At 72.4% G+C, this 15,605-nt stretch carries 19 protein-coding genes; 14 read left to right on the top strand and 5 right to left on the bottom strand.

Features of this window, described 5'->3' with window-relative positions:
• Positions 1–89: 89 nt before the first annotated feature.
• From QCZ28_RS16930 to QCZ28_RS16905, 6 genes are all read left to right on the top strand, one after another.
• The gene (locus QCZ28_RS16930) at positions 90–1,052 is read left to right on the top strand and encodes an LCP family protein (RefSeq protein ID WP_279517538.1); all 963 of its coding nucleotides are present in this window, start codon (positions 90–92) and stop codon (positions 1,050–1,052) included.
• 58 nt (positions 1,053–1,110) lie between these two features.
• Positions 1,111–1,446, top strand: coding sequence for a rhodanese-like domain-containing protein (locus QCZ28_RS16925; RefSeq protein ID WP_030331693.1), 336 nt, complete (start codon positions 1,111–1,113; stop codon positions 1,444–1,446).
• A gap of 10 nt (positions 1,447–1,456) precedes the next feature.
• Positions 1,457–2,245, top strand: coding sequence for a glycerophosphodiester phosphodiesterase family protein (locus QCZ28_RS16920; RefSeq protein ID WP_279517537.1), 789 nt, complete (start codon positions 1,457–1,459; stop codon positions 2,243–2,245).
• A 55-nt stretch (positions 2,246–2,300) separates the two neighbouring features.
• Entirely contained in the window at positions 2,301–3,755 is a 1,455-nt protein-coding gene (locus tag QCZ28_RS16915) for a PAS domain-containing sensor histidine kinase (RefSeq protein WP_279517536.1), read from the top strand.
• Positions 3,756–3,822: 67 nt separating this feature from the next.
• Positions 3,823–4,242: an ATP-binding protein gene (locus QCZ28_RS16910; RefSeq protein WP_279517535.1), complete on the top strand. Its 420-nt coding sequence runs from the start codon at positions 3,823–3,825 to the stop codon at positions 4,240–4,242.
• 59 nt (positions 4,243–4,301) lie between these two features.
• Entirely contained in the window at positions 4,302–5,189 is an 888-nt protein-coding gene (locus QCZ28_RS16905; RefSeq protein ID WP_279517534.1) for a DUF5926 family protein, read from the top strand.
• A gap of 15 nt (positions 5,190–5,204) precedes the next feature.
• Here the strand turns inward: QCZ28_RS16905 and QCZ28_RS16900 are convergent, their stop codons facing one another.
• Positions 5,205–6,422 (bottom strand): arginine deiminase, encoded by a 1,218-nt coding sequence (locus QCZ28_RS16900; protein ID WP_279517533.1) that lies wholly within the window; start codon positions 6,420–6,422, stop codon positions 5,205–5,207.
• A gap of 163 nt (positions 6,423–6,585) precedes the next feature.
• On the opposite strand from QCZ28_RS16900, the gene QCZ28_RS16895 reads away from it, so the two are divergent.
• The 5 genes from QCZ28_RS16895 to pheA all read left to right on the top strand — a co-directional run bounded on the left by QCZ28_RS16895 (position 6,586) and on the right by pheA (position 10,103).
• Positions 6,586–7,323 carry a hypothetical protein gene (locus QCZ28_RS16895; RefSeq protein ID WP_030331709.1) on the top strand — a complete coding sequence of 246 codons (738 nt, stop codon included), beginning with the start codon at positions 6,586–6,588 and terminating at the stop codon, positions 7,321–7,323.
• Between the two features lie 167 nt (positions 7,324–7,490).
• Complete coding sequence (locus QCZ28_RS16890) at positions 7,491–7,949, top strand: hypothetical protein (protein WP_279517532.1); 459 nt, start codon at positions 7,491–7,493, stop codon at positions 7,947–7,949.
• A gap of 95 nt (positions 7,950–8,044) precedes the next feature.
• Positions 8,045–8,434 (top strand): ACT domain-containing protein, encoded by a 390-nt coding sequence (locus QCZ28_RS16885; protein ID WP_279517531.1) that lies wholly within the window; start codon positions 8,045–8,047, stop codon positions 8,432–8,434.
• 207 nt (positions 8,435–8,641) lie between these two features.
• On the top strand, positions 8,642–9,136 hold the full coding sequence (locus tag QCZ28_RS16880) for a hypothetical protein (protein WP_279517599.1): 495 nt from the start codon (positions 8,642–8,644) through the stop codon (positions 9,134–9,136).
• Between the two features lie 10 nt (positions 9,137–9,146).
• Positions 9,147–10,103: a prephenate dehydratase gene (gene pheA, locus QCZ28_RS16875; RefSeq protein WP_279517530.1), complete on the top strand. Its 957-nt coding sequence runs from the start codon at positions 9,147–9,149 to the stop codon at positions 10,101–10,103.
• A gap of 90 nt (positions 10,104–10,193) precedes the next feature.
• Here pheA and QCZ28_RS16870 read toward each other — a convergent pair whose 3' ends face one another.
• From QCZ28_RS16870 to QCZ28_RS16860, 3 genes are all read right to left on the bottom strand, one after another.
• Positions 10,194–10,916 (bottom strand): AIM24 family protein, encoded by a 723-nt coding sequence (locus tag QCZ28_RS16870; protein ID WP_030331719.1) that lies wholly within the window; start codon positions 10,914–10,916, stop codon positions 10,194–10,196.
• A gap of 153 nt (positions 10,917–11,069) precedes the next feature.
• Positions 11,070–11,417 carry a metallopeptidase family protein gene (locus tag QCZ28_RS16865; RefSeq protein WP_030331721.1) on the bottom strand — a complete coding sequence of 116 codons (348 nt, stop codon included), beginning with the start codon at positions 11,415–11,417 and terminating at the stop codon, positions 11,070–11,072.
• A gap of 170 nt (positions 11,418–11,587) precedes the next feature.
• Positions 11,588–12,019, bottom strand: coding sequence for an OsmC family protein (locus QCZ28_RS16860; RefSeq protein ID WP_210859572.1), 432 nt, complete (start codon positions 12,017–12,019; stop codon positions 11,588–11,590).
• A 131-nt stretch (positions 12,020–12,150) separates the two neighbouring features.
• Between QCZ28_RS16860 and QCZ28_RS16855 the strand changes: the two genes are divergently transcribed.
• From QCZ28_RS16855 to QCZ28_RS16845, 3 genes are all read left to right on the top strand, one after another.
• Entirely contained in the window at positions 12,151–12,888 is a 738-nt protein-coding gene (locus QCZ28_RS16855; RefSeq protein WP_279517529.1) for a hypothetical protein, read from the top strand.
• Between the two features lie 403 nt (positions 12,889–13,291).
• Entirely contained in the window at positions 13,292–14,113 is an 822-nt protein-coding gene (locus QCZ28_RS16850; RefSeq protein WP_030331724.1) for an HAD family hydrolase, read from the top strand.
• Positions 14,113–14,925, top strand: coding sequence for an HAD family hydrolase (locus QCZ28_RS16845; RefSeq protein ID WP_030331725.1), 813 nt, complete (start codon positions 14,113–14,115; stop codon positions 14,923–14,925). Before QCZ28_RS16850 ends, QCZ28_RS16845 begins: the two co-directional genes overlap by 1 nt.
• A 2-nt stretch (positions 14,926–14,927) precedes the next feature.
• On the opposite strand, the gene QCZ28_RS16840 is transcribed toward QCZ28_RS16845, so the two are convergent.
• Positions 14,928–15,530, bottom strand: coding sequence for a bacterial proteasome activator family protein (locus QCZ28_RS16840; RefSeq protein WP_030331726.1), 603 nt, complete (start codon positions 15,528–15,530; stop codon positions 14,928–14,930).
• Positions 15,531–15,605 lie beyond the last annotated feature (75 nt).

The following is a 15,605-nucleotide window of genomic DNA, read 5'->3' as shown; positions in this document are numbered from 1 at the left end:
CGGTCACGTCCAGGTGGGGACGGAACGCAGCGGGCCGGGCCGGAGCGGCCCCATCCGCCCGGCCACCTCGTGCCCGTGGGTCGCGCATCATGCTCGGCGTCGGCCTGGCCCTCGTCCTGCTGGCCGGGCTCGCCGTGGTCGGGCTCAAGACGCTCAGCCACCGGTACGACCGCACGGTGACCAAGGAGCAACTGCTCGACCCCGACGCCCGCACCGCCCGCACCGACCTGGACGGGCCGCTCAACTACCTCCTGGTCGGCTCCGACCGACGCCCCGGCGACAGCGGCCCGGACCAACGCTCGGACACCATCCTCATCGTGCACGTCCCCGCCGGGCAGCGGGAGGCGTACCTGGTCTCCATCCCGCGTGACCTGCTGGTCGCCATCCCGCCCACCAACGGCTTCGGCGGCGGTCAAGACAAGATCAATGCGGCGTACGAGCACGGCGGCGGCGGGCAGGCCGGTGCCCAACTGCTCTCCGCCACCCTGCACCGGCTCACCGGAATCCAGTTCGACGGCGCCGCGTTGATCGACTTCTCCGGCTTCCGGAAGGTCATCGACCTGCTCGGCGGGGTGCAGATGTGCGTGGACACCGAGGTCCGCTCGATCCACACCAACCGGGTCTTCACCACCGGCTGCCACCAGATGGACGGGGCGCAGGCGCTGGACTACGTCCGACAGCGCTACGACCTGCCCGGCGGTGACTACGACCGGCAGCACCACCAGCAGCAGTTGCTCCGGGCGATGCTGGACAGCGCCGGCAGGGCGGACCTGCGAAGCAACCCCGTCAAACTCGACCAGGTGCTGCGGGCGGTCGGTGGCTCGTTGACAGTCGACACCAACGGCGTACCCCTGGAGGACCTGCTCCTCGCGCTGCGCGCGCTGCCGCCCGACGGGATGCGCGGCGTCCAGGTGCCCTCCTCGCCGCAGACCATCGACGAGGTCTCGTACGTGGTGCTCGACAACGGGGGCAACGGGCTGTTCGAGGCGCTCCGCGACACCCGGGTGCCGGCCTGGGCGCAGGTCAACCCCCGCTGGGTGACCCGGTTGTGACGGTGTCGACGGCCCGGTCGGTGCCGAACCGGGCCACGAGGATCTAGTGTTGCTTCCTGTGTTCGGACCCCAGGTTCCCACCGTGCCCGTGACCGAGATCGCCGACGAGACCTACCTGCTGGACGTGCGGGAGGACGACGAGTGGGCGGCCGGCCACGCCCCCACCGCCCACCACCTGCCGATGATGCAACTGCCGGCCCGACTGGCCGAGGTGCCCACCGACCGGGAGGTGGCCGTCGTCTGCCGCTCCGGCGGGCGCTCCGCCCAGGTCGTCGCCTACCTGATCAACAACGGCTGGGAGCAGGTGCGCAACGCCGACGGCGGGATGCGCCAGTGGGCCGCCGTCGGCCGACCTGTGGTCGACGCGAACGGGCAGCCCGGCCAGGTCATCTGAGGCCGGCGCAATGGGCGGGCCACTGGTCTTCGCGCACCGCGGCGCCTCGTTCGACCTACCCGAGCACACCCTCGCCGCGTACCTGCGCGCCCTCGACGAGGGTGCCGACGGCCTGGAGTGTGACGTCCGGCTGACCCGGGACGGGCATCTGGTCTGCGTGCACGACCGACGACTCGACCGCACCAGCAACGGCCGCGGTCTGGTCAGCGCGCGCACGCTCGCCGAACTGGACGCCCTGGACTTCGGCTCGTGGCACCCCGGCAGCGCGCCGGACGGCGATCTGCCACCGGACGAGTCGCACACCCGGCTGCTGACCCTGGCCCGGCTCCTGGACGCGGTGCTCGCCGCCGGCCGGCCGGTCCGGCTGCTGGTCGAGACGAAACACCCGTCCCGTTACGGCTCGAACGTGGAACGGCGACTGGTCAACCTGTTGCGCCGGTACGGGCTGGCCGACCCGACCCAGGACGATCCGGTGCAGGTGACAGTCATGTCGTTCTCCCCGTTGGCGGTCCGTCGGGTGCGCGAGCTGGCCCCGACGTTGCCCACCGTGCTGTTGCTGGAGGTGTTGCCGCGCTGGTTGCGGTTGGGTCGGCTGCCGTTCGGCACCCGGATCGCCGGGCCGGGCATCAGCCTGGTCCGGGCCCGCCCGCAGCTGCTGCCCGCACTGCGCGCGGCCGGCAACCAGGTGTACGTCTGGACTGTCAACGAACCGGCCGACCTGGAGTTGGTGCTGACCGCCGGGGTGGACGGGGTCATCACCGACCGGCCGGCGTACGCCCTCGCCCGGCTGGAGCGCTGAGCCGATCGGCCGGGCGGGGGTGCCCAAAACCGGGACGGCGGGGCAGACTCGGCACATGCCGGAGCGTATCGATTTCCCCGCTCTCATCGCCGGCCACACCGTCGTGATCGAGATGATCAACTCTGGGGACGCGGGCCTGCCGGTCCTCACCCAGCTGCTCCGGGTGGCCCAGCCGGCGCTCGGCGCGACCGGGATGGCGTTCGTCGAGTTCGGTCCGACAGGTGGCCGGGTGATCGCCGCTACCGGCGTGGCCGAATGGGCCCTCGGCCGACCACTGGCTGTCGACGACCCCGACACCGTCTGCCTGCTCGCCGGGCCACGGGTGCGCCAGGTGCGGGTGGGTGACCTCAACGGCAAGCTCGCCGGCGAACTGGCCGGCAGTGGCCTGCGCCGGATGGTGGTCTCCCGGGCCGAGATCGGCGGTCACACCGTCGGCAGCCTGCACGCGCTCTATCCCGGCGACGACGAGCCGGGCCCCGAGCAGCAGGGGGTGGTCGGTTACCTCGCGTCCTGCGTCGGGCACATGTACGGCGACCAGAGTGGCCTGCCGGTGCACGGTGACGGTCCGGTGGTGGCCGCCCTCGCCGACGGGCTGGCCGTCGTCGACCGGGACGGGCACGTCCGGCTCTGGAACCCGGCCGCCGCCCAGGTCACCGGCCGGACGGTCGAGCAGGCGCTGAACCACCCGTTGCCGTTCCCGCTGCCGCCCTCCGGGCAGGTTCGCGACCACCGACTGCCGGACGGCCGCTGGCTGCGGATCACCTCCGGCGAGCTGCCCGGGCCGGGCACGTTGCGGGTGGTCACCTTCCGCGACATCACCGACCAGCAGCGCCGCGACCACGACCGGGAGCTGTTCGTCGCGGTGACCAGCCACGAGCTGCGCACCCCGGTAACGGTGATCAAGGGCTACGCGGACACCCTCACCGACCACTGGGAGTCGCTGACCGACGTCGACCGTCGGCAGGCCGCCCGGGTGATCGGGCAACGCGCCAACGATCTGGCCCGGCTGGTCGACCGGCTGCTCAGCTCGGCGGCCGAGGTGGGGCCGGGCGACGACCCGCCCACCCCGTTCGACCTCGGCGAGGCGCTGCGTTCCGCCGTCGTCGACCTGCCGGCGGAGCTGCGCCGCCGGCTGGTGCTCCGCCTCCCCGGCGATCTGCCCAAGGCCCTCGGTCACCGGCCCAGTCTCGCCACCGTGCTCACCGAGTTGACGACCAACGCCGGTAAGTACTCGGCACCGGACTCACCCATCGAGATCACCGCCTCGGTCGACGGGCAACTGGTCGCGTTCCGGGTCAGCGACCAGGGCATCGGCATCCGACCCGAGCACGTGGAGCGGGCCTTCGACAGGTTCTGGCAGGGCGAGTCCGGCGACCGTCGCGGCTACCCGGGTGCCGGGCTCGGCCTCTATCTCGTCCGCCGGATCGTTGAACAGCAGAATGGATGGGTATCCCTACGTCCGAGGAACGGCGGCGGTACGGTCGCAGAGGTGCGGCTACCACGCGGTTGACCGAGGGTGGCGCGACGTGGAGGCGACGGTGGCAGCGGCAGCGGTAGCGAGGGATCAATCCTGGTGCGTGGTGGTTCCCCACCACCCGGGTGGGGCACGGCTGGCCCGACACCGGCTCGCCGCCGAACTGGCCGGGGCCGTACCCCCGGCGCTCCTGGCGGACCTGATCGCGGTGCTCGCGGAACTGGTGGGCAACGCGGTGCGGCACGCCAGACCGCTGCCCGGCGGCGTGATCCGGGTCGCCTGGCGGCTGCGGCCCTCGGCCGAGGGCGCACTGATCCAGTTGCGGGTCACCGACGGCGGCGGCGCGAACAGCGGGCCCCGGCTCCGGACCGCCAGCCCGGACTCGGCGGACGGGCGCGGGCTGCACATCGTTGCCGGCCTGGCCACCCGCTGGGGCGTCGAACAGGACGGCATGGGCCAGCGCGTCTGGGCGGAGTTCGACCTGGCACCGGCATCTCGACCCGACCTGGTGCCGGCGGGCTGAGGGCCGCCCGGGCGGGTCCCGGCCACGGCGGGCCGCTCGGGGCTCTAGGCTGTGACGCCGTGAGTAAGCGTCGAAAGAGCCAGCGCACCGCCGCCGACACCACCCCCCGCCGCGACAAGGTGCGGGACGTCTTCGTGCCGCGTCCGTTCGACGGACTGGTCGACGAGTCCGAGTGGATCGCGCTGCGCGAGTTGGTGCCCGCCGCCTCCGCCCCTCTGCGGCTGGCGCCCGACCTCATCGAGGAGTTCGGTGACCGGGCGGTGACGCTCGCCACCGTGCTGCCGATGGCCGCCCCGGCGATCACCAAGCCGGACGGCCGGGTGCTCATCGGTCTCCAGCGCCACCAGCAGTCCGGCGACGTCTCCCGGGATCTGGCCGACGCGTTGCTCAGCGCGTTGCGTACCGAGCCGGGTGGCCAGGTGGCAGTGCCGCCACTGCCCGGGCCCGGGCCCCGTCTGCAGGACATCCTCGTGGACGGTCCGCTGGACATCACCATGCACGACGGTTTCGAGTTCTGGCTCGACCCCGGGGCCGCCGACGACCCGACCGTCCAGGCGTCGCTGGAGCGGGCGAACGCGGCCATCTACCCGACGGTGCGACTGACAGCGGCGAAGGCCGCGTACTGGTGTCAGGTGCCGGAGAAGGCGCACGTGCGCTGGGTGCTGCCGGACGACGAGGACTCCGCCCTCGACGCGTTGGCCCGCCTCGGCGCGGCCGGCACCCTGACGCTCGGCGAGCAGACCAAGTTCGCCGGCATGTTCCGCGCGCACGGTCGACTCGTACCGGTCTGGGACCTGCCGGAGGACACCCCGGCGGCCGAGTGGGAGGAGCCGGTGGCGCAGTTCGCCAAGCGGTACGCCGAGGCGCTCACCGTCACCGACCCGCTCGACGCCGCCGACCGTCGGGCCCGTCAGGGGCTGCTCGGCCGCCAGCTCACCCTGCGCTGAGCCGGGCGGTCCCGTTCAGCCGTTGACGGGTAGCGGCTCGCGGGTGATCGGGCAGGACATGCAGCGCGGCCCGCCCCGGCCGGAGCCCAGCTCGGACCCGGCGATCGGGATCACCTCGATGCCGGCCCGCTCCAGTTGGGCGTTGGTCTCGGTGTTGCGCTCGTAGCCGACGCAGAGCCGTGGGGCCAACGCGAGGGTGTTGTTGCCGTCGTCCCACTGCTCGCGTTCGGCGGTGACCGGATCCAGCCCGGTGTCGATGACCCGGAGCAGGTCGAGGTCCATCGCGTCGGCGGCGGCCCGCAGGAACGGTGCCGGCCCGTCCACCCGCGGGTCCTCGCCGTCCCCGCCGGCGATCACCGTGTACGCGGACAGCGTGCTCGCGATGTTGGGGTACATCAGCACGGCGTCCACGTCGACCATCGTGCACACGGTGTCCAGGTGCATGGTGGCGCGCTCCTGGGCGATCGGCACCACCAGGATGGTGTGGGCCAGGCCGGCGGCGAAGACCTGCCGGCCGAGGCGTTCGGCGCCGGCCGGGGTCGTCCGCTCGCCCACACCGACCGCCAGCACCCCGGGTGCGAGCAGCAACACGTCGCCGCCCTCCAGGTGCTCCAGGCTGGGGCGGTAGACGAACTCGGTGCCGGCGAACCGGGGGTGGTGGCGGTAGATGGCGTCGGTCAGTGTGGTTTCGCGGCGGCGGGCCGGCATGGCCAGGCTGGTGACACCCACCCGGTCGCCGATCCACAGCGACGAGTCGCGGGTGAACAGCAAGTTGGGCAGCGGGTCGATGACGAAGTCGTGTCGGTCCATCAGCGTGTAGACCAGCCCACCCGGCCGCTCCGAGCTGATCCGCAACTCCTCGTGGGCCAGCCCGGCGGTGAGCACGTCGGCCAGGGCGGCCGGGTCCAGGTAGGAGAGGTGGTCGGCGACGCGGGCGCGCAGGGTGTCGCCGAGCCGTGGGGAGCGCAGCACCTCCTCGGTCAGCTCGGCCCGGGCGTCCGCGACGGCGAGCGTCTCGGCCAGCAGGGTGGCCAGGTAGAGCACCTCGACGCCGCGCTCGCGCAGGGCGGCGGCGAACGCGTCGTGCTCCTCCTGGGCGCGTCCCACCCAGGGGATCGCGTCGAACAGGAGCGAGTCGTTGTTGCGGGGGGTGAGCCGGGCCAGTTCGGGGCCGGGCCGGTGCAGCAGTACGGTGCCGAGCCGCCCGACTTCACTGTCGACGTAGTGGGTCACTCCCGCAGCGTAGGGCAGGGTTTAGCGGCATCCGAGAAAAGAACTGTGGATGAATATGGCATTCATCCACAGTCACTCCGGCGTTCCGGCTTGCCGAACACCGGTAGTGGCAACGTAGGGTAGTGAGGACATAACTTCGAGGGACCTTTTGCCGGAGGTCGCGATGACTGTCTTTCCCGCACGACGAGCCGTACCGTCCGCTCGGGCACTGCCGCCCGTCGCGGTGCCACACCCCCGCGTCGAGGCGCCGGGGGTTCTGGAACCGGTCCGTCCGACACCGCTCGAATGGGCCCGCCGTCGTCGGGCCGAGCGGGGTGCCCGCCGCCTGGAGGCGGCCGGGGCACGGGCGTTGGGCCAACTCGACCATCTCGGGCCCGCCTGGCACGTGATCGAGTGGCCGCGCACCGACGTGACAGACGTGCTCGACCGCGGGCAGGACGACCGGGCCGGGTTCCTCGCCATCGGGCCGAGCGGTCTCTTCGCCGTGACCATCGCCGACCACGGCCGGGCCAGGGTGCTCGTCGCCGGCGACGTGGTGCAGATCAACGGCAAACGGCCCCCGTACGTGGCCGAGTCCCGCCGGGACGCCAAGCGGGCCAGCAAGGCCCTCTCCGACGCGGTGGGGCTGCCCGTCCCGGTGACGCCGGTGCTGACCTTCGTCGGCTCCGGCGTCATCAGCGTCTACGGCCTTCCGAAGGACTGTCTGATGGCCACCCACCGGGAACTGGACCGGTTGCTCGTGGCCGGAGGCAGCCGGATCAGCCCGGCCACCGCCGAAAAGCTCTCCCGGGTCGCACAGCACCCCAGCACCTGGCTGAACGGCACGTACCGTCCAACCGCCGACTACCGGTGGTACGACGAGGGCCGAACGGCCGCTGACAAGCCGGCCCACCGCCGGTAACGTCACCGGCGACGCCACGCGGCCCCGGTCCCCCTTCACCTCACCGGTCTCCGCGCCGTCACCGGTCGCCCCGGTCAACCCCGCGCGGCCCGGTGACCCGGTGCGCTCGGTGATTCCGTCGGCGACCCGCTAGCGTGGACAGTCGATCGGTGCACATAGGAGGCGCGGTGGCCCACGTCGAACTTTCGCTCTCGGAAGCGTTCGTGCCGGCGGCGCGGGCCTCGACAGAGCCGGAGTCCGACAACGTCGGCCAATGGTCGTCGACAGTCTCCCGGGCCGATGAGCCGTGTCTGCTGATCGACGCCGAGACCCGGGTGGTGGCGATCTCCACGGCCGGCTGCGACCTGCTCTGCCTCGGTGAGCCGGACGGGCTGATCGGCCGACCGCTGCTCGACGGCGGGCTGCGCCTGCTCGACTTCACCGCCAACCGGGGCGAGCTGACCGAAGCCGAGATCGACAAGATCCCGCCCCTGCTGGCGCTCTCCTCCGGCCGGCTGGCCCGTGGGCTGCTCCGGGTGCAGGCCGCCTCGGCGAACAGCTCCGACGCGACAGTCGACGCGATCTCCACCCCGGTGCTCACCGACGGCACCGTGGCCGGCTCACTCACCTTCTTCTCCGAGGTCTGACCCGCTTCTCCGAGGTCTGACCTGCGGCGGAGTGTGTCGTGTGCCGCACGCGGCGTTGCCCGGGCGGGCCCCCCGGGAAGCCGTAGGGTGCCTTCATGCTCGATATCGCCCTGTTGCCAGGGGAATACGCTGTGTGCCGGATGGCCGCCGGCAGCACCCTGCCGTACGCGCTGTCGAGCGGGCTGCGCGGCGCAGACGTGGTGACGGTGAGCTGGACCTCCGACGGCATCTCCGTGATCTGCCCGCTCGACCGGGCACCGGCACAGGCCGTACTGGAGACGACCTGGCGTTGTCTGCGGGTCACCGCCCCGGTGGCGCTGGCCGGCGCCGGCAGCCTGGCCGCGCTCGTCGACCCGCTCGCCGAGGCCCGGGTCAGCGCCGTCACGTTCTCCACGTTCGACACCGACTATCTGCTGGTGCCGACCGTTCGGCTGACCGAGGGAACGGCGGCCCTCCAGCGTGCCGGGCACCGCGTCACCGGTTGACCTTCACCCGATCGGCCGCTCACCCTACGATGGGCTCGGCCACCCCGGCCGCGACGAATTCTCCGATGTCCCGAGGATCGGCCCGTGCCGTTCACCCCACCCCACCCCGCTCCCCCCGCACCGCAGGCGACGATCCACCCCCCACCGGCGACTGACGAGCGAGCAGCGGATCGCATACCCACGCCGACCATCACCCGGGTCCTGCCGATGGTGCTCGCCGTCGCGGTGCTGGCCGGCTGCGGTGCCCCACCCGGGCTGGGAGAGCCGACGGGCGTGCCCACGCACACCGCGAGCCCGACGACGCCCGCCCCGAGCACCGCGCCCACGACCACGCCGCCCACCGCACCGCCGCTCGCCACCGCGACGCCCACCGCGGACGCCGGGTTGGTCGCGACCGCGTGCCGCAACGGACCGACCGGGCAGCGGGTGCTGCAACTGTTACGCGGCCAGGCCGGAGTGCTGCCGGCGAACGTCCGGGTGCGGGTCCGCACCGGGCCACTCTGTGCCGGCGACTGGCAGTTCACGGTGCTGGAGGTGACCGGGCACGAGGAACTCCAGGTGGTCACCCGGGGCAGACCCAGCGCCCCGGTGCTGGTAACCGCCGGCACCGACGTCTGCACCATCGAGGTACGCGCCGTCAGTCCGGCCGGGATCCGCACCCTGGCCTGTGACGCCGGCCCGGCCAACGGGCCAGGTGCGTAGGCTGATCGGCATGCCGGGAACACCGCCGACGCGATTCGTCTACCTGGGGCCGGAGGGCACCTTCGCCGAACAGGCCCTGCGCTCCCTGCCCGCCGCCGAGCGCGGCACCCGTACGCCCGCCCGGAGCGTCGGCGAGGCGCTGGACAGCGTCCGGGCCGGCGACGCCGACGCCGCGCTGGTGCCGCTGGAGAACTCGATCGGCGGCGCGGTGGGCGTCACGCTGGACGAGATGGCCGAGGGCGAGCCGTTGGTGATCACCCGGGAGGTGGTCCTGTCGGTGGAGTTCGTGCTCGCCGCGCGGCCCGGCACCTCGCTGAGCGAGATCCACACCGTGGCGGCCCACCCGCAGGCGTCCACCCAGTGCCGGGGTTGGCTGCGCAACCACCTGCCCGACGCCGTGGTGGTCGATGTGCTCTCCAACGGCGCGGCCGCCGCCGGTGCCGGCACTGGCGAGTACGACGCGGCGATCTGCGCGCCGATCGGCGCCTCCGGGCACCGGCTCACGACACTCGCCGACAAGATCGCCGACCACCCTGACGCGGTGACCCGGTTCGCGCTGGTGTCCCGCCCCGGGCCGCCCCCGCCGCCGACCGGTGACGACCTCACCTCGCTCGCGGTCTACATCGCCCACGACCGGGTCGGCGCGCTGCTGTCCGTGCTGATGGAACTGGCCGTCCGGGGCGTCAACCTGACCCGGATCGAGTCCCGTCCGACCGGCGAGGCGCTGGGCCGCTACGTCTTCTTCCTGGACTGCACAGGCCACGTGGCCGACGTACGCCTGGGCGAGGCGTTGCAGGGGCTCCGTCGGGTCTGTGCCGACGTCCGCTTCCTGGGCTCCTATCCCCGGCACCGGTGGGCCGGGACGGCGGGCCAACGCCCGGTACCCGCACCGGCGGGCCTCTCCGACGTCGACTACGCCGACGCGGCGGCGTGGCTGACCCGACTGCGTACCGGTGAGCTGACCTGACCGGCCGGGCGCCCCCGAGGACCGGGAGCGCCCACGCCGCCGTGGTCGGCCCAGCGCCGCCGCTGTGTCAGCTCAACGCCGCCGTGGTGGTCAGCTCAGCAGGCCGCCGAGCAGGCCGCCCTCCTGCTGCTGCTGGCCGCTGCCCATGACCGGCGGCTCCTCGGACGGCTGCACCACGACGAAGCCCTGACCGGCGAAGCTCATGGTGAACGACTCACCGGTGCGACGGCCGAGCAGCGTGCCGAGGCCGAGCTGCTCGGCCCGGTGGTAGCCGGTCTGGAGGTTGGCCGACCAGCAGACGGCGGCCTGCGGGTCGACGTACGTCGGGGCGTCCACGTTGAGCACGACCGGGGTGCCCTTGGTGGTGATGGCGATCCGCCCGTAGCCGCTGAAGACACAGTTGAAGAGGCCGGACGACGACGCCATCCCGGCACCGCCGACCATCCTGATGTCGTACTGGAGGGTGGAGTCGAAGGCGAGCACGCTGCTGCCGTTGATGGAGAGGGCGTCGCCCGGCTCCAGGTCGATGATGTGCACGTCCTTGGCCAACTCGGCGAGGAAGACGTCACCCTGGCCGGAGACCTTCATCAGCGGGACACCCTCGCCGGTGAGCTTCTGCTTGAGGAACTTGCCCAGCCCGCCCGAGCCCAGCGCCTGGAACTGCACATTGCCCTGGTAGGCGACCATCGACCCGACCCGGGCCATCGCCTCGCCGTTGAGCTCGATCTTCAACATCTTGGAGTTCTGCAACCGCATGCCGGGCTGCGCGGACTCCTTCTCCAGATTCTCCGTGGAGAACAGCTCGCTGCGCATGAAAGGGCCTCCTGAATAGGGTCGCGTTCGCTGCACCGACGGTAGGCGACCCCGGCAAGCACCAGCCATCGGTTGGGCGGCGCGTCGCGGCCGTCGAGCGGCGGGGGCGCCGAGCGGCGGGAGCGGGGGCGGCTGGAGCGGCGAGCGGCGGGGTCAGCCCCAGCCGAGCGCGTGCAGCCGCGCGTCGTCGATGCCGAAGTGGTGGGCGATCTCGTGCACGACTGTCACGGCCACCTCGTCGATGACGTCCTCGTCGTTGTCGCAGATCCGCAGGATGGGGTGACGGTAGATGAAGATCCGGTCCGGCAGCACCCCGGAGTAGTCCCAACCGCGCGCGGTGAGCGCATGCCCCTCGTAGAGGCCCAGCAGGTCGGCCTCTCCCGGTGGCGGGTCGTCCTCGACCAGGATCACCACGTTGTTCATCAGGCCGAGCAGTTCCTCGGGCACCTCGTCGAGGGCTTCGCCGACCAACTCCTCGAAGCGCTCACGGCTCATCTCCACCGGCACCTCGCCCATTGTGCCCGACGCGGGGGCAGGCGGCCCGGCTCTGCTGGACGACCGTGGCCGTCACTCACACCCGCACGCCGTTTTCGCACCCGCACGGAAGAAGCGACCACCCGGGAACGGGCGGAGGCTTCTTCCGTGGACGTACGCGGTGTGGGTCGGCTTGCTCAGGCGGCCAGGCGGGCGCTCAGGGTGATCTCGGCACCCGGCGAGAGCAGGCGGGAGATCGGGCAGTTGGCCTTGGCGGCCTCGGCGAGCTTCTGGAACTCCGCCTCGTCGATGCCCGGGACCTGGCCGACCGTCTCCAGGTCGATCCGGGTGACGGTCATGCCGGCGTCGGTCTTGTCCAGGTGCACCTTGGCGGTGGTCTCGACCGAGGTGGCCGTCGAGCCCGCGTCGGCAAGCGCCTTGGAGAACGCCATCGAGAAGCAGCCGGCGTGCGCGGCGGCGATCAGCTCCTCGGGGTTGGTGCCCTCACCCTCCTCGAAGCGCGACTTGAAGGAGTAGTTGCCGGACAGGCCGCCCTTACCGGTGCGGACGGTGCCCGCGCCCTCGGTGAGGTTGCCCTGCCACTGTGCTGAAGCGGTACGGATTGGCATGGGGCAAACGCTAGCGGAAACGCGACCGCCGAGCGACAGACCGGCGCGCTCGCCAGCCCTGCGATCCCTGTCACCACCAGCTTGCTGTGCCATGATGCGACCCAGGCCCGAGACCGGCGGAAGGGTGGCCGATGTCCGAGGAGCTTCCAATCCCCCGGCAGGGCGACCGATCCGAGGCCCCCGCCGTGATCGAGTGGGGTGCCGTCGACACGACCCGGCGGGGCCGGTTCGCCTGGTCCCTGGCCGGCCTCGCGCAGGATCCTCGGCTGCCGCTGCTGCTCGCCGGTCTGGGCGCGGTGGCCGCGATCGCCTCACTTCTCGGTGAGTGGCTGGTGATGAGCCTGCCGAACGGCGGGCCCGAGGGGAACTCGACGATCGAGGTGCCCGCCGGGGTGTCCGAGGTCGGTGGCTTCGGGGTGGGCTACCTGGTCGGCCTGCTCGCCCTCGTCTGCGCCGTGGTGCTGGCGTTGTGGGGCACGGCGGCCGTGCGGCCGAACGCCCGGCTGGCCGGTCTCGCTCTGGCCGGTGCCCTGTTGGCGCTGCTGGTGGCCGCCACTGCCACCCTCGACGACCCCAGTCAGCGGGACTTCTTCTACTCGCCCGACGACGGCTTCCGGGCCGAGTACGGCCGTGGGCTGGTGATGGCGTTCGCCGCCTGTGTGCTGTTCGCGGCCGCCCTGCGGCTGACGCCTGCCGCACCCCCCGGCGCGTTCGACCCGCCGGACGAGGACCCGCCCGCCGACGGGCCAGCACCGCGCCCCTGGCGCCGCCGCCGCAACCCTGACCCGATCGAGGACGGCCTACCCGCCCCCGCCGACCTGACCGTCACCCCCGCCGCCCCCTTCACCCGCCCCGACCCACAGCGCTGACCCCCACGGTCACCCCAGCCCACGTCGACAACAGCCCGCCCCACCACGCCCGGGTCCCCGGCCCCGGCCGACCCCCGAGCCCCACTGCCCCACGCCCAAGCCCCGGCCCACCCCCAGCAAGATCGTGCTTGACCATTGATGTAGTGGTATCTGCGCGGCCCGCAGGCCACTACTTCCTTGATTGAGCACGATCTTGGGATGAGCGCTGAGCTGGCGGTCGCACCGGCGCGAGAAGGCTGCGGCGCGCGGGGGACACCGCAGGGGTGCCGGGGGTTGGGGTCCGATTCGCCTGGAAGCCATGGTTGAGGCCCTTTTCGCGAGGTACGGTTGCTGCCCGCCGTCACGCCGGGCCGCGCTCTCCCTGGCCATGGCAGGTGCGACGGCGGCGGGCGAAGGAGGAACGATGACCCGCCCGGGACTGCCCAAGTTGATCGCGACCGACCTCGACGGGACGCTGGTCCGCAGCGATGACACCGTCTCCGCGTACACCCATGGGGTGCTCGACCGGGTGCGCGCCGCCGGAATTCCCGTGGTCGGCGCGACCGGACGCGGCCCTCGGTTGAGCGAACTGACCCGCAACGACATCCGCGCCGCCGACTTCCTGGTCATGGCCGGCGGCGGATGGGTGGTCGACCAGAGCGACCCGAGCGGCCCGGTGGTGCTCCGCGACGAGCGGTTGCCCGCCGAGGTGCTGGCCCGGCTGCTCGCCGATCTGGAGGCGCAGGTCGGCCCGCTCACCGTCATGGTCGAGGCGTCCGACGAGCACGACGCCCCGCTCTGGGGTGACTACCACGAGAGCTGGCCCTACCAGGACCGCTTCGAGGCGCGCACCCGTGACGAGTGCCTCGCCTCCGATGTGATCAAGGCCTTCGCCCGGACCGCCGACCACCACGTGGACGAACTGCTGGCGGTGGCCCGCGAGATCATCCCGCCGCAGGTCGCCACACTCACCCAGGCCGGGCTCGGCTTCGTCGAGATCTGCCCGCCCGGCGTGGACAAGGCGACCGGGCTGACAGTGGTGGCGCAGACCCTCGGGGTCGACCCGGCCGACGTGCTGGTCTTCGGTGACATGCCCAACGACCTGCCGATGTTCGGATGGGCCGGCTGGTCGCGAGTGGCGGTGGCAAACGCGCACCCCGCGCTGCGCGCCGTCGCCGACGAGGTGACCCTGCGCAACGACGACGACGGGGTGGCGGTGTATCTCGACCGGCTACTGTCCCGGTAATGGGAAACACGCCCCGCCTCATCGCCACCGACATCGACGGCACGCTGATCCGCGACGACCACACCGTCAGCCCACGCACCGCCGACCTGCTCGCCCGGATCTCCGCGGGAGGCACGCCGGTCGTCCTGGTCACCGGCCGTCCGGTCCGCTGGCTCAAGATGGTGTACGACCAGCTCGCCCGGCCGCTGCCGGCGGTCTGCGCCAACGGCGCCGTGGTCTACGACCCGTTCGAGGACGAGGTGGTGCGGGCCGACCCGCTCGCACCACAGCACCTGGCGGAGGTGGCCCGGAGGCTACGGGCCGAGGTGCCCGGGATCAGCTTCGCCGTGGAGATCCTGGACAGCCGGGAGATGCGGCACGAGGCGCACTACCCGCTGCGCTGGGACGCCGACGCCGACGGCATCAGGCCGATCGAAACGCCGGAGGAACTGCTCTCGGTGCCGGCGGTGAAGCTCCTCGCCCGCGCCGGCGAGCAGGACCCGGACGCCTTCGCCGAGCTGATCGCCACGGCGGTGGCGGGGCTGGCCGAGGCCACCCACTCGTCGTCCTCGGGGCTGGTGGAGATCTCCGCGGCCGGGGTGACCAAGGCGGCGGGGCTGGCCTGGTACTGCGACCAGCTCGGGGTGGCCGCGGCGGACGTGCTGGCCTTCGGCGACATGCCCAACGACGTACCGATGCTGACCTGGGCCGGCCGTGGGGTGGCGGTGGCCAACGCGCACCGCGCCGTCCTGGCGGTCGCCGACGACGTGACGACGGCGAACACCGAGGACGGCGTGGCGGCGTACCTGGAGGGGATCTTCGGGGTGGACTGAGGTCAGAGGTACTGACCGGTGTTGTGACCCTCGCCGCCGCCCGGCTGGCCGATGCCCGGCATCCCGGGGACGATGCCGCCGGGGCCGCTGGGCAGCGCCTGCCGGCCGCCGCGCATCTGCTCCAGCTGCACGCGGGCGGCCATCTGCTGGGCCACCAGCGCGGCCTGGATGCCGTGGAACAGGCCCTCCAGCCAGCCGACGAGCTGGGCGTGCGCGATCCGCAGCTCGCCCTCGCTAGGGGCCTTGTCCTCGGTGAAGGGCAGCGAGATGCGCTCCAGCTCGTCGCGCAGCTCGGGGGCGAGGCCCTCCTTGAGCTCGACGATCGACCGCTCGTGGATCTCCCGCATCCGGTGGCGGCTGGCGTCGTCGAGAGGTGCGGCCTTCACCTCCTCCAGCAGCTGCTTGATCATGCTGCCGATCCGCATCACCTTGGCCGGTTGTTCGACCAGGCGCGTCGGGTCCTCACCCTGGCCCTCGTCGGTCTGCATCGTGCCGATCGGCCGACCGTCCGGGCCGACCACCACCACGGTGCCGGACTGGCCGGAGTCGTCGGGGCCGGGCTCGTCGTTCTGTCCAGCTGAGCGCGCTTCGGTCATGGGGTCCATCTTTACCCAGTGGGCGCGAGCCATGCCCCCCGGGACCGACTCCCGGGGCTGAACCACCCCTGCGGGGCGCGCTAC

The organism is Micromonospora sp. DH14, assembly GCF_029809455.1.
GTDB classification, from domain to species: Bacteria; Actinomycetota; Actinomycetes; order Mycobacteriales; family Micromonosporaceae; genus Micromonospora; species Micromonospora parva.
Note: the sequence above shows the minus strand (reverse complement) of the source record. Positions and strands in the feature narration are given on the sequence as shown.

What these genes read in the sequence shown, in the direction of transcription:
- QCZ28_RS16930 (WP_279517538.1), top strand. Translation starts at nt 90, where the DNA reads ATGCTCGGCGTCGGCCTGGCCCTCGTCCTGCTGGCCGGGCTCGCCGTG.
- QCZ28_RS16885 (WP_279517531.1), top strand. Translation starts at nt 8,045, where the DNA reads ATGCTCGATATCGCCCTGTTGCCAGGGGAATACGCTGTGTGCCGGATG.
- QCZ28_RS16880 (WP_279517599.1), top strand. Translation starts at nt 8,642, where the DNA reads ATGGTGCTCGCCGTCGCGGTGCTGGCCGGCTGCGGTGCCCCACCCGGG.
- QCZ28_RS16845 (WP_030331725.1), top strand. Translation starts at nt 14,113, where the DNA reads ATGGGAAACACGCCCCGCCTCATCGCCACCGACATCGACGGCACGCTG.
- QCZ28_RS16850 (WP_030331724.1), top strand. Translation starts at nt 13,292, where the DNA reads ATGACCCGCCCGGGACTGCCCAAGTTGATCGCGACCGACCTCGACGGG.
- QCZ28_RS16870 (WP_030331719.1), bottom strand. Translation starts at nt 10,916, where the DNA reads ATGCGCAGCGAGCTGTTCTCCACGGAGAATCTGGAGAAGGAGTCCGCG.
- QCZ28_RS16860 (WP_210859572.1), bottom strand. Translation starts at nt 12,019, where the DNA reads ATGCCAATCCGTACCGCTTCAGCACAGTGGCAGGGCAACCTCACCGAG.
- QCZ28_RS16920 (WP_279517537.1), top strand. Translation starts at nt 1,457, where the DNA reads ATGGGCGGGCCACTGGTCTTCGCGCACCGCGGCGCCTCGTTCGACCTA.
- QCZ28_RS16895 (WP_030331709.1), top strand. Translation starts at nt 6,586, where the DNA reads ATGACTGTCTTTCCCGCACGACGAGCCGTACCGTCCGCTCGGGCACTG.
- pheA (WP_279517530.1), top strand. Translation starts at nt 9,147, where the DNA reads ATGCCGGGAACACCGCCGACGCGATTCGTCTACCTGGGGCCGGAGGGC.
- QCZ28_RS16840 (WP_030331726.1), bottom strand. Translation starts at nt 15,530, where the DNA reads ATGGACCCCATGACCGAAGCGCGCTCAGCTGGACAGAACGACGAGCCC.
- QCZ28_RS16855 (WP_279517529.1), top strand. Translation starts at nt 12,151, where the DNA reads ATGTCCGAGGAGCTTCCAATCCCCCGGCAGGGCGACCGATCCGAGGCC.
- QCZ28_RS16915 (WP_279517536.1), top strand. Translation starts at nt 2,301, where the DNA reads ATGCCGGAGCGTATCGATTTCCCCGCTCTCATCGCCGGCCACACCGTC.